The 13,149-nt window shown below is 39.0% G+C and carries 12 protein-coding genes; 9 read left to right on the top strand and 3 right to left on the bottom strand.

Annotated elements, in window-relative coordinates:
- The first annotated feature begins 16 nt into the window (after positions 1 to 16).
- From prc to SC428_RS01000, 3 genes are all read left to right on the top strand, one after another.
- On the top strand, positions 17 to 2,059 hold the full coding sequence (gene prc / locus SC428_RS00990) for a carboxy terminal-processing peptidase (protein WP_318705574.1): 2,043 nt from the start codon (positions 17 to 19) through the stop codon (positions 2,057 to 2,059).
- Between the two features lie 178 nt (positions 2,060 to 2,237).
- A complete protein-coding gene (gene htpX, locus SC428_RS00995; protein ID WP_140179482.1) occupies positions 2,238 to 3,119 on the top strand; it encodes a protease HtpX in 882 nt (293 codons plus the stop codon).
- Between the two features lie 395 nt (positions 3,120 to 3,514).
- Positions 3,515 to 3,793, top strand: a complete 279-nt coding sequence (locus SC428_RS01000) for a hypothetical protein (RefSeq protein ID WP_070928236.1) — start codon at positions 3,515 to 3,517, stop codon at positions 3,791 to 3,793.
- 174 nt (positions 3,794 to 3,967) lie between these two features.
- On the opposite strand, the gene SC428_RS01005 is transcribed toward SC428_RS01000, so the two are convergent.
- Entirely contained in the window at positions 3,968 to 4,189 is a 222-nt protein-coding gene (locus SC428_RS01005) for a DUF2594 family protein (RefSeq protein ID WP_070928234.1), read from the bottom strand.
- A 242-nt stretch (positions 4,190 to 4,431) separates the two neighbouring features.
- Between SC428_RS01005 and SC428_RS01010 the strand changes: the two genes are divergently transcribed.
- From SC428_RS01010 to SC428_RS01025, 4 genes are all read left to right on the top strand, one after another.
- Entirely contained in the window at positions 4,432 to 5,289 is an 858-nt protein-coding gene (locus SC428_RS01010) for an NAD(P)H-hydrate dehydratase (RefSeq protein ID WP_318705578.1), read from the top strand.
- A 184-nt stretch (positions 5,290 to 5,473) separates the two neighbouring features.
- Complete coding sequence (locus SC428_RS01015; RefSeq protein ID WP_070928231.1) at positions 5,474 to 6,676, top strand: sugar transporter; 1,203 nt, start codon at positions 5,474 to 5,476, stop codon at positions 6,674 to 6,676.
- A 136-nt stretch (positions 6,677 to 6,812) separates the two neighbouring features.
- Positions 6,813 to 7,145 (top strand): SMR family transporter, encoded by a 333-nt coding sequence (locus tag SC428_RS01020; RefSeq protein ID WP_140179489.1) that lies wholly within the window; start codon positions 6,813 to 6,815, stop codon positions 7,143 to 7,145.
- A gap of 36 nt (positions 7,146 to 7,181) precedes the next feature.
- Entirely contained in the window at positions 7,182 to 7,487 is a 306-nt protein-coding gene (locus SC428_RS01025) for a DUF333 domain-containing protein (protein WP_140179491.1), read from the top strand.
- A gap of 119 nt (positions 7,488 to 7,606) precedes the next feature.
- On the opposite strand, the gene dsbB is transcribed toward SC428_RS01025, so the two are convergent.
- A complete protein-coding gene (dsbB, locus tag SC428_RS01030) occupies positions 7,607 to 8,128 on the bottom strand; it encodes a disulfide bond formation protein DsbB (protein ID WP_318705583.1) in 522 nt (173 codons plus the stop codon).
- Between the two features lie 185 nt (positions 8,129 to 8,313).
- Complete coding sequence (gene nhaB, locus SC428_RS01035) at positions 8,314 to 9,861, bottom strand: sodium/proton antiporter NhaB (protein WP_070928220.1); 1,548 nt, start codon at positions 9,859 to 9,861, stop codon at positions 8,314 to 8,316.
- A 222-nt stretch (positions 9,862 to 10,083) separates the two neighbouring features.
- On the opposite strand from nhaB, the gene fadR reads away from it, so the two are divergent.
- Together fadR and SC428_RS01045 are read left to right on the top strand one after the other, a co-directional pair.
- Positions 10,084 to 10,800 carry a fatty acid metabolism transcriptional regulator FadR gene (fadR, locus tag SC428_RS01040; protein WP_070928218.1) on the top strand — a complete coding sequence of 239 codons (717 nt, stop codon included), beginning with the start codon at positions 10,084 to 10,086 and terminating at the stop codon, positions 10,798 to 10,800.
- A 1,042-nt stretch (positions 10,801 to 11,842) separates the two neighbouring features.
- Positions 11,843 to 13,144 (top strand): D-amino acid dehydrogenase, encoded by a 1,302-nt coding sequence (locus tag SC428_RS01045; RefSeq protein WP_412544570.1) that lies wholly within the window; start codon positions 11,843 to 11,845, stop codon positions 13,142 to 13,144.
- Positions 13,145 to 13,149: the final 5 nt, after the last annotated feature.

Genomic DNA, 13,149 nt, shown 5'->3' on the forward strand with positions numbered 1-13,149 from the left:
GGAGGTCAATCAGGGCATGAACAAACTTTTAAAAATTGCATTCGTTGTTAGTGTTGCCACTTTTGGTAGTGCAATTGCGGATCCTCAAGCAGTGGCTCCGGTCACTGCTGCTCAGTTACCTGTACTCAATCAGGATACTCAGCATGGTACGGTGAGTGAAAGGGTAACTTCAAGGTTTACCCGCTCTCACTATCGTCAGTTTGATTTGGATAAAGATTTTTCGGGTAAAATTTTTGATCGTTATCTGAATATGTTGGATTACGGCCATAATGTTTTACTTCAATCTGACGTTGATGCTTATGCGAAAGATAAAGCAAATGCTGGCGAATGGTTAGAGGAAGGTAAACTCGATAAGTTCTATGACCTGTATAACCTGTCGCAGAAAAGACGTTTTGAGCGTTTTGAATATGCGTTAGCGCGCTTAGATCAGCCAATGAATTTTGATGCGACTGACTCAATTGAGGTCGATCGCAGTAAAATGCCTTGGCCAAAAGATAAGCAAGAATTAGATAAGCTTTGGGATCAAAAAGTCAGATATGATTGGTTGAATTTAAAGCTATCGGGCAAAGATGACAAAGAAATCAAGGAAAAACTGACTAAGCGCTACAATTTTGCGTTGAGACGTTTAACTCAAGGGCAAAGTGAAGACGTATTTCAGTTGATCATGAACTCATTTGCTCGTGAAATTGATCCTCATACTAGCTACCTTTCACCTCGTAATACAGAGCAGTTTAACTCTGAAATGAGTTTGTCATTAGAGGGAATTGGCGCCGTTTTACAGCAAGATGATGAAAATACAGTGATCAATTCATTAGTTGCTGGTGGTCCTGCGGCAAAAAGTAAAGAATTAAAAGTTGGTGATAAAATCATTGGTGTTGGCCAAACAGGCAAACCAATGGTGGATGTTGTCGGCTGGCGCTTAGATGATGTGGTTGCACTGATTAAAGGGCCAAAAGGCAGTAAAGTGCGCTTAGAAGTCCTATCGGATACTAAGGGGGCTAAGCCACACATCGTGACTATTGTCCGTGAACAAATTCGCTTAGAAGATAGAGCCGTTAAGTTAACGATTAAGGAAATCGGCAAAGAGAAAGTTGCAGTATTGGATATTCCTGGTTTCTATGTAGGTTTGACCAATGATGTGAAGACCCAGCTGCAAAAAATAGCAAAAGATAATGTTTCTGCGCTAGTTATTGATCTGCGTGGTAATGGTGGTGGAGCATTAACTGAGGCTGTATCTCTATCGGGTCTATTTATCCCTAAAGGCCCAGTTGTTCAGGTTCGCGATAATAATGGTCAGGTACGTCAAGATATTGATGATGATGATGTGGTTTACTATAAAGGGCCATTAGTGGTTCTGGTTGATCGCTTCAGTGCTTCTGCATCTGAAATTTTTGCCGCTGCCATGCAGGATTATGGTCGAGCGCTGATCGTTGGCGAACCTACCTTTGGTAAAGGTACCGTTCAGCAACATAGAAGCTTAAGTCGTGTGTATGACCAAATGTTAAAGCCTGATTGGCCAGCACTTGGTTCTGTGCAATACACGATCCAAAAATTCTATCGTGTCAATGGTGGTAGTACGCAACGTAAAGGTGTTACGCCAGATATTGTCATGCCAACAGGGCAAGATCCTGCTGAAACGGGAGAAAGCTTTGAAGATAATGCATTGCCATGGGATAGTATTCCACCTGCGAATTACAACAAAGATGGTGATGTGACAGCAGACTTGTCTGAGCTGAAAACTAAGCACTTATCGCGTATTAGCCAAGATACTGAATTTAAGTATATTGATGAAGACATCGCGCATTATAAAGCGAATAAGGCAAGTAAAAACCTTATTTCTCTAAATTATGCGCAACGTCTAAAAGAAGACAATGAGTTGGAAGCAACTAAGCTGAAACGTATAAATGAGCGTAATGCAAAAGAAGGTAAACCATTATTGAAATCTATCGATGATTTACCTAAAGATTACGAAGGGCCAGACCCATATTTAGACGAAACAGTTAAAATTGCAATTGATCTTGCACATCCTGAAACAAGTTTATTGTCTAATAAAAAATAATTTGTTTAAACAATAAATTAAGATAAGGGCCAGCAAAAGCTGGCCTTTTTCATAGTCTGTGTAAAGTTATGTTAATTTTTGGTTTTTTCGTGTTAATTAGCTTGAAAAAGTATGAAAAAACCTTATTTATAACAGTAAATTTTTCGTGATAATTATTTTTACCTAGGGAACAAAAAATATGATGCGAATAGCCTTATTCTTACTCACAAACTTAGCGGTTATGTTTGTGTTTGGGATAATTTTAAGCATAGTCGGTGTTAAAGGGAATAGTGTCCAAGGTCTGATGATCATGGCTGGCTTGTTTGGTTTTGGTGGTGCTTTCATCTCATTGTTGATGTCAAAATGGATGGCATTGAAATCAGTGGGTGGTGAAGTTATTGAAACACCACGTAACCAAGCAGAGCAATGGTTGGTGGATACTGTGAGCCGTCAAGCACAACAAGTTGGTATTCAAATGCCACAAGTTGCTATCTACCATGCACCTGATATTAATGCGTTTGCAACAGGTGCTCGTCGTGACGCATCATTAGTGGCGGTGAGTACAGGTTTATTGGAAAACATGAGCCGTGATGAAGCCGAAGCGGTTATCGCTCATGAGATCAGCCATATTGCTAATGGTGATATGGTGACTATGACGTTATTACAAGGCGTTGTTAACACCTTCGTGATCTTTATCTCACGTATCATTGCACAATTTGTGTCAGGCTTTATGTCTAGCAATGACGATGAAAGTGAAAGCAGTAATGGTAACCCAATGGTTTACTTCGCTGTCTCAATGGTATTAGAAATTGTCTTTGGCATTTTAGCGAGCATTATTACTATGTGGTTCTCACGCTATCGTGAATTCCATGCAGATGCAGGATCAGCTAAATTAGTTGGTAGAGAAAAAATGATAGCTGCTCTACAACGTTTGAAGACAAGCTATGAGCCGCAAGAAGAAGGGCGTTTAATGGCATTTTGCATTAATGGCCGTGGTAAAGCATTTAATGAGTTATTTTTATCTCACCCTCCACTGGATAAGCGTATTGAAGCATTACGCTCAGGTGAGTATTTAAAATAACCCTTGATAAGGCATTTTTAAATAGGCCCATGATGAATTGGTTTTCATCATGGGCTTTTTAATTCAAATTTTAAAATTAATGGCTAAGATGAATTAAATATAAAATTAAATCTACTCGTTATACCGCAAGATGCTGGGAGGACTACGCGACGCTCACCGAGTCACTGTGTTTATCTATACTCCCTGACTATCTTCACTTATCGCCTATCTGCATCTCGAATTATTTAGAGTATAGTGTATTCTCTAAGTAGAATATCGTAACTAACGTAGGCTTTTCTGCTGATTATATTTCAAGTCGCAGGCCTTTCGTTAAGGTAAAGTAACAATGTATCTTTACATTATTCACCTAGATATATCTCGAGCTATTTAAATTATATGAACAATAAGGATTTGACATGGATATACTGATAAAAACGTTGGTTTTTGGTAATGAATTTGCAACCGTTGAGAACCCAGCGCGTTTAGTGCCGTTTAAATTTGAAATTTATCAGTCACCAACGGGCCTATATCATCGCATGTATAAAGAAGTCGGGATGTCAGGCGCGAATTTAGGTCAGAACTTTAAAGTCTGGGCTTTTGAAGAACAAAGAATGCAAAATAATCAATCAGGTGAGACATTAGAAAGCTATATTCAGCATTGCCAAGATATTTATGATGGTAAAGTGAAAGCCTAGTTTACAAAAAAAGCCCCCTTCATAGGGATCTGAAGGGGGAGCTAAATGAATAAAGAATGGTTTAATTCGAGATCTAAGATAGATTATTTCGAAAAAAGATATTTAGTTATTTGTGCAGTTTTAAGTGTAATTGGGCAACGAAGCCTCTTAAGTAGCACTTATCGTTAAAATAAACTATTGGCGATAACCTGCTTTGATTTGCTCAAGGGTATTACGATAGGTTTCTGCTTGTTTTTCATCTTCCATCGAGGCAATTTCACGTTCCATTTTAATGATAATTTTACCTGCATCTGCTTGACCGATTGCTTTTAGCATATGAGCAAGTAAATTTTTTATACAAGTTACTTCTGCGGCGAGTTCATTAACATCTGGCTGAGTAGGAAAATGGGTTTTCATTAAATATATCCTTTAAAAATTTATAGATTTGTCAGAATTATATACTCTAAATAATTAGAAGTGTAGCTAGGCGACAAGTGAATGACTCACTGGTAGCATACATAAGCATATGATAAGTAGCGAATGAACGTGGTTCAACACGCTGTAACTTGAAGTTTCACGAGTATAGCATAGAAAAATTATTGAATGCCGTATGACTTTATCCTCAATTGAGAGCAAAAATTTTAATGAAGGAGGCGATAATGTTAACGACACAAGAAAAACAGTGGTTAGCTCAACAATTTCCATCATTAGTCCAACCTAGGCCAGAACTGAGTCATAAAGGAACTTTTGGAACGTTAAACATTATTGGTAGTAGTGTAGGAATGACTGGGGCTGGTGTGCTTGCAGGAGTGGCCGCATTAAAAAGTGGTTGTGGCAAAGTGATTATTGGGTGTAATCAATCCCCACTTAATCTACATTTGATAGAAATGGCCCCTGAATTAATGCTGCGGGATGCTAGCTCTTTAATTAATGATACTCTTGCTACTGCGTGGGTCATTGGTTGTGGATTAGGTATTTCAGAAGATGCGCAATCATTAATGCGTAAAGTATTGCTATTAATTGAACAAAATAAATCGGTGTTAATTGATGCTGATGGTTTAAATATTCTTTCACAATGGCCGCAAGTAAAAAAATTGACCCCAAACGTTGTTTTAACACCTCACCCTAAAGAAGCATCTAAATTATTACAAACAACAGTAGCAGAAATTCAAGCTGATCGCTGTGTTGTAGCACAGCAATTGAGTCAGCGCTATGGTTGTTGGATCGTGTTAAAAGGGCACGATACAGTGATCTCAAGTCCTGAACAACAAATATGGTGCAACCAGACGGGGAATAGTGGTTTAGCCACCGCGGGTAGTGGGGATGTTTTATCAGGTATTGTGGGCAGCTTGCTAGCTCAAGGAATACCGATTGAAGAAGCCGCTCGTAGCGGGGTTTGGATGCATGGTAAAGCCGCAGATTGCTTAGTTGAGCAAGGCATCGGTCCTATTGGTTTAACGGCTCATGAAATTATTGATAAAGTCAGAATGATTAGAAACTTAATCGTGGTTTGCTGATGATCTTATATTGAATGACTTTAAAGGACTGAAAAAATTGTGATACAATTCACATAATTTGGTTGCTTCATTTTTTCTTACAGCGAAGCAATGTCTAATTCAGCACAAATCTGACACTTATTTTTCACGTGGATCATTCCTGATAAGCGGTGATTTTGTGCTGACATCAATAAAGGCTTAAGCAATGACACAGGTTTCTAGAAAAACAGCTTGGATGCGAGTTGTGGCACTTGCCGTTGCCGCATTTGTTTTCAATACAACTGAGTTTGTTCCTGTTGCATTACTCAGTGATATTGCAGCGAGTTTTGACATGACGGTGGCTCATACTGGGTTGATGATCACTATCTATGCTTGGGTTGTTGCTATTATGTCGCTTCCCTTAATGTTATTAACGGGAAAAATTGAGCGCCGCAAATTATTAACATTATTATTTGTTGTCTTTGTGCTTAGCCATATTCTGTCAGGTTTTGCTTGGAATTTTGATGTATTGATCATCGCAAGGATTGGGATCGCACTTTCCCATGCTGTTTTTTGGTCAATAACGGCATCATTGGCGATCCGTGTCGCGCCCGCAGGTAAGAAGGCGCAAGCACTTGGTTTATTAGCAACAGGAACCGCATTGGCGACAGTTTTAGGTTTACCTATAGGGCGTGTTATTGGTCAACTACTTGGCTGGCGGGTGACTTTCTTATGTATTGGCGTTATTGCGTTGCTCACAATGATCGCATTAATTCGCTTTTTGCCTAAATTACCAAGCGAACATTCTGGATCGTTGAAAAGCTTACCAATGATATTTAAACGTCCAGCACTGGTAGGACTGTTTGTCTTAACGGTAATGGTTGTGACTGCTCATTTTGCTGCATACAGCTATATTGAGCCATTTGTGCGCGAAGTTGCATTGCAGAGTCAAAATTTTGCTACGTTACTATTACTTATTTTTGGTGCGGCAGGTATCGTAGGAAGCGTCATATTTAGCCGTTATAGTGGTAAATATGCATTGTCATTTTTACCAATGGCAATAGCGATTTTGACGATTTGTTTGTTGTTGCTGATGCCAATTAGTAGCCATGTTGGCCCATTAATTATTTTAAGTATTTTTTGGGGAATAGCGATTATGTGCGTTGGCTTGGGGATGCAGGTAAAAGTCATTGATTTAGCTCCGGATGCAACAGACCTAGCCATGGCTATTTATTCAGGGATCTTTAATATTGGTATCGGTGGTGGTGCTTTACTTGGTAATCAAGTTATTGTTCATATGGGAATGACCAATATTGGCTATGTTGGCGCGGCATTTGGGGCGATCTCGCTAATATGGTGTGCCTTTATTTTTAAACGCTACAGTGTTTCATTTAGCGATAAATTACAAGGCTCGCCAGTGACCCATTAGCTGTAATATTTTGGATTTGAGAACCCTGTGATAGAAATTTTTATCACAGGGTTTTTTATTGCGAATGCGTTACAGCTAACAATAACTGTGCTAAATTTCCTAATATTTTAATTATTTCAAATAGTAAGGGTAGGCAATGAAAGGGCTAGCTTTTTTATTGATGTCAATTATTGCAGAAGTTATTGCGACAACCACATTAAAGGCATCCGATGGTTTTAGTCGTTTTTGGCCCTCCTTAATTGTGATTATTGGTTATGCGGTTTCTTTTTGGGGACTATCTCAGGTGGTTAAAGTCATGCCTTTAGGCATTGCTTATGCGATCTGGTCTGGATTAGGTATTGTGCTAGTTTCAGTCGCGGCAATATTTATTTATCAACAGAAACTCGATTTACCTGCAATTATTGGTATGCTATTAATTATAATTGGTGTTTTAGTCATCAATCTGTTTTCGAAAAGCAGTGCTCACTGATTCAGGGAACAGAAGCCAATATGAGTGGAGATTAGGATGAGTCAAAAAATCAGTGGTCTGCTTAAGTCTACATTTATCGGCGGGCTAATCGGTGGTGCGGCGCTTATTTTAGCTGGCTGCGGTAGTTCTGAATCAACGCGAGTGGCACAGGTCGATCACTCAGCTGCTGAATATGCTCAACAAGTGGTTAATTTAGGGCCTGGAGCACAAGAAGCGTGTGTTTCTGCTGGTGGACTTCCTGCGTTAAATTTAGAATTAAATGGAGGAAAAACTGCGGTTTGTCAATTCGCAAACGGTAAGCGTTGTGCAGCTGATGTGATCCGCAGTGGTGCCTGTATTTAGTTGGTCACTATTGAATCGAGTTAAAAAGCCCATCATTGATGGGCTTTCTGTTATATGTTCGTCATATTTTAAATCACCTAGCTAGATTTAAAATAATCTAGCGTATTGCAATATTAAACTTATATTTTGGAGCGAGCTGGGAAGAACTGGCTTATCGCAACCACGATCGCGACCAAAAGGTAGACAGCGTATACACCAATCAACCATTGTGGCATATCAAGCCCTAAAAAGTCCCACTGCTTAACGGCACAGTCACCCGTTGCTTCGAACACCGCGGGTGCCCATTCATTTAGTGGCAGCCACTCAGGAAAGTTCACAAAGAAGTCACACGAGGCAAAAGGTGATGGATAGAGTTGCAACATTGTATGCTCCCAAGCAAGCTCTAAGCCTCGCCATGCGGCATAAATCCAAATAATGATAGCAACCCAACGTAAAATAACATTTCGCGGCGCAATTACTCCGACTAAACCTGCTATCATAATTCCAAACAGTGCAACCCTTTCATAAATACACATGACACAAGGTTGCAGTTTCATAATGTGCTGAAAATAGAGAGCGGCACATTCGAGCATAAAGGCAATAAAGGCCATTAACAGCCATGCGCCTCGTCCTTGTGAACAGTAGTTAAAGAATCTGAACATACTTTACTTCCCTAAATTAATGGTGAGCACATTTTGCCCTCATCCGCGAAACAAAAAAAGGTATGAGTAGAGATTTATGTGATTTTAGATAAGGCTTTACTTAACATTACAAATTCGACTAGTGGCTTGAAAGTAAAAGAGCCGTTCAAATTTCCTTTTAAAACGGCTCTGTAGAAAGGGATTGATTAAGGTAAACTGATCCAGCCTAGGCTTTCCAGCCAGTGAGTCGTTGGAACTAACCAAAACTCAACACCAAGTAGCCCAACAATTGTCATCACAATAGTGTAAGGCAACGCCATCCAGACCATGCGACCATAGGAAAGACGTATGAGTGGTGACAGTGCAGAAGTCAGCAAGAAGAGGAAAGCCGCTTGCCCATTTGGTGTTGCAACAGAAGGAAGGTTAGTCCCAGTATTTATTGCCACCGCTAATAACTCATATTGATGATGGGAGATCAAACCTTCGCTAGCCGCTTTCATGGCTTCGGTAATATAAACCGTACCAACGAAAACATTATCCGAGACGGCAGAAAGTAGCCCATTAAATAAATAGAAAAGCGATAGTTGTGAAGATTCAGAAGACTGCAAAACAAACTGAATAAAGGGGGTAAATAACTGCTGATCAATAATCACAGCCACTACAGAGAAAAATACAGTAAGTAGTGCAGTGAAAGGTAATGCCTCTTCAAACGCCTTACCTAGAGCATGCTCTTCTGTAATACCACAAAAAGCAGTCGCTAATATAATGACAGATAAACCGATAATTCCGACTTCGGCAAGGTGGAAGGCAAGGGCTACGATGAGCCAAAGACCGATGAGTCCTTGAATAATCAGTTGTGCTTTTTCTTTTTGTGTCCTTTTGGCGCTATTTTTTCTGTCATGCTCCGTCAGTACCTGTCTTACCGTTGGTGGTAATTCAGTTCCGTAGCCAAAAAGCTTAAACTTCTCGACAGAAAAACAGACCAGTAAACCACAGATAAATACGGGTAATGTCACAGGTGCCATACGAACAAAGAAGGTAATAAAATCCCAATCAACGTGTTTAGCGATGATCAGGTTTTGTGGCTCACCGACCATGGTCATCACACCACCTAAAGCAGTACCGATCCCTGCGTGCATCATTAAACTACGTAGGAAGGCACGGAACTGTTCTAGCGTTTGTTTTTTTTCAGTCGTATCAATAAAGCTATCATTTAATAAATCTGTGTTATTGTGCTGGCTGGATGCATATTGATGATAAATTGAGTAGAACCCTACAGAGACACTGATAACGACGGCAATGACCGTTAGTGCATCTAAAAAAGCAGATAGAAATGCACTAGCAAGGCAAAAGGCTAATGAGAGTGTACGTTTTGAACGGATATTCAGTAACAGTTTGGTGAAGGCAAACAGCAAGAGCTGCTTCATAAAATAGATACCGGCTACCATAAATATCAGTAGTAGTATGACTTCCAAATTGTTACTGATCTCATGAGAGATTTGTTTTGGTGTTGTCATGCCAATAATAACGGCTTCAATCGCCAGCAACCCGCCGGGTTGCAGTGGATAGCATTTGAGCGCCATGGCAAGTGTGAAAATAAATTCTATAACCAGTAACCACCCTGCGATAAAGGGGCTAACAAAATAAAATATTAGCGGGTTAACGATTAGAAATGTGATTATTGCAAGCTTATACCAATCGGGTGAGTTCCCTAAAAAATTTCTCAGAAAAGCTCTTTTTAAACTAAAATCCATTATGGGTTGTTATCCTCTTATTGGATGTATTGTACAGTAAATTCACATACTACTCTTATCTGACGCATAAATTAAGTCTCATCACTAATAGATAATACGTTAATTATATGAGGGTTTTATGATTCATTTCACTGTTTATGCGGCACCAAACTATCTCAATTTACGACAATCTGGTATGATTTCTCCTATAATCCGTCAGAAAACGTTTGGAATAATAAAAATATGGTTATAAAAGCTCAAAGTCCGGCAGGTTTTGCGGAAGAGTATATTATTGAAAGTATCTGGAACAATCGCTTTCCTCCAGGGTCGATTTTACCTGCTGAACGGGAACTTTCGGAGCTAATTGGCGTGACTCGTACTACGCTACGTGAGGTTTTACAGCGTTTGGCGCGTGACGGGTGGTTAACTATCCAGCATGGTAAACCTACTAAGGTTAATAACTATTGGGAAACATCCGGTCTGAATATATTAGAGACCTTAGCAAGGTTGGATCATGACCGTGTACCACAGTTAATCGATAATTTACTCGCCGTTCGTACCAACATTGCAGCGATCTTTATTCGTACTGCATTTCGTCAAAATCCAGAAAAATCGTTAGAGGTATTGGCGGAGCGTGAAAAAGTTGATGATAACGCCGATGCATTTAGCGCTTTAGATTACAATATCTTTAGAGGGTTAGCCTTCGCTTCTGGTAATCCAATTTATGGGTTAATCATTAATGGCCTTAAAGGGCTATACACGAGGGTAGGCCGCTATTATTTCTCTAATCCAGAAGCGAGGCGTTTGGCGCTAAATTTCTATCAGCAACTTGCTAACTTATGTCGAGAGCAAGCCTATGACCGTATTATGGAATGCGTGAGAAACTACGGTAAAGAAAGTGGCACTATTTGGCATAGCATGCAAGGTAATATGCCTAATGATCTTGCTCATGTGCGTTAATTAGCATTATACAATAGGAACCAGTAGTTATAATTAAATCTGGTTCTTATCTTTTCTATAATTAATTATAGCCAAGCTATTTGAATATTAATTTTTTAGTTAAGCTTGTACTTGTTATAGGTTAATAAAAATTTTATTTATTGGTATTAAGAATACAGTCTCCTGGGATAGCGACCTCTAACATGACATCGATAGATTCAGGAGGCGTTGTTACATTGATGGCAGCTAGATCAAGCGTTTTAAAGCACTTAAATGCTTCTATTCGAGTTATGTATCAATGGGAATACACCCAAGGCGACATTGGAGTAACTTTTTCTGACTAATACATACCTTATCGTCTTTTATTACAGTTTTATTTGTAAATAGATAACAATTAAGTTCTGCAAAACCATTCGGTATAACTAAACAGGTCGCTATGACTAATACAATTTGAGCTATGGTGTTTTTTATTTTTTTCATTTTCATTTATCTTTAATTCGCTATTTTCTTATCAATATAATGAAAGCTAACCGTTATTTATATTCTAATTTTTAAAATATATTTATCATAAATAATGATTTTCTATCTAATAATATATTTAACTAGAGCAATGCTTCCTAAGCCAGCACGTACCTATGGTTAAATGAGTAGCTTAAGTGGATAATTATTTATAGATTATTCCTTAATAGTAACTCTAGTGAACATATAATCTTAGTTTTTGCATTTTAGCAGTACTAAACTCTAGTGTATTATTTTTCTAATTCATGCTGCTAATAAACCTTTCATAAAATAAAAAACTAGTAAAACAGGATAAAAAACTTATTTTTTTATCCTGTTATAGTATTTCTATATTGGGTTTTTATTTAACTATTTGTTTTGTAATGCATTGTTATTTTTTGGGTGTTTAGGTCATTTGGAATAAAAAACTAACATGTAAAGTAAATGTAATGAATTTTGAAGTAATTATCTAAAATGTTAAAAATGTTAATTAACCATATTGGAAAATAAATCCTAGAATATTATTCTAAGTGAAAATGGTCGTGCTAAAGCAGCAGGGGGAATTATGAAAGTTTTAGTATTAGGTGCAGGTGTTATTGGAGTGACTACGGCTTGGTATTTGGCTCAGGAAGGGCATGAAGTGGTCGTTTTAGACAGACAAATGGATGTTGCAGAAGAAACCAGCGCCGGTAATGCAGGGCAAATATCTCCTGGCTATGCAACACCATGGGGAGCACCGGGTATTCCCCTCAAAGCGGTTAAATGGATGTTCGAAAAGCACGAACCTTTAGCGATTAAGCCCGATGGGACTTTATTCCAATTACGTTGGATGTGGCAAATGCTCAAAAACTGCGATATTCAACATTATGCGATGAATAAAAGTCGTATGGTACGTATTGCTGAGTATAGCCGTGATTGCATCAGGCAGCTGCGTGCTGATACCGGTATCAGCTATGAAGGACGTCAAGGTGGTACCTTACAACTGTTTAGAACGGAAAAACAGTTTGAAAGTGCAGCGAATGATATTGCTGTTTTAAAGCAAGAAGGTGTTCCTTATGAATTATTAACCGCGAATGAATTATCAAAGGCTGAACCCGCACTTGAGTATGTTAAGCACAAATTAACCGGTGGCTTACGTTTGCCTAATGATGAAACAGGGGATTGCCAACAATTTACTAAAAAACTGGCAAAACTGGCGCAAAACGCAGGGGTTAAATTTCAATTCGGCAGCCATATTGAACAAATTTTAACTGAGGGTAATAAGGTCAGTGGTGTTCGTTGTGATGGCGTTATAATGCAAGCCGACCGCTATGTGGTTGCTATGGGGTCATATTCGACTGAGCTATTGGCTAATTTAGTGAAGATCCCAGTCTACCCATTGAAAGGTTACTCTTTAACTATGCCGATTATTGATGCTCAGAGGGCTCCAACTTCAACCATACTTGATGAAACTTATAAAATCGCAGTGACGCGGTTTGATGATAGGATCCGAGTTGGTGGAATGGCTGAAGTGGTTGGCTTTAATCTAAATATACTGAAAAAGCGCTGTGAGACCCTTAAAATGGTCGTGCAAGATCTTTATCAGGGTGGTGGTGATATCGATCAAGCCACATTTTGGACCGGTTTACGTCCTATGACTCCTGATGGCACCCCGATTGTTGGGTCTACCGCATATACAAATTTATATTTAAACACAGGGCATGGCACATTAGGCTGGACGATGGCATGTGGTTCTGGCAAGTTATTGGCTGATCTGATCTCTGGTAATACTCCAGACATATCTTCAGATGACCTATCAGTACATAGATATATTGATGGTTTTAATACCAAATTAACACCTCGTAGCCAGTTATCACCAGCACGTTGAGCAAT

The organism is Providencia sp. 2023EL-00965, assembly GCF_033550225.1.
Classification (GTDB): domain Bacteria; phylum Pseudomonadota; class Gammaproteobacteria; order Enterobacterales; family Enterobacteriaceae; genus Providencia; species Providencia manganoxydans.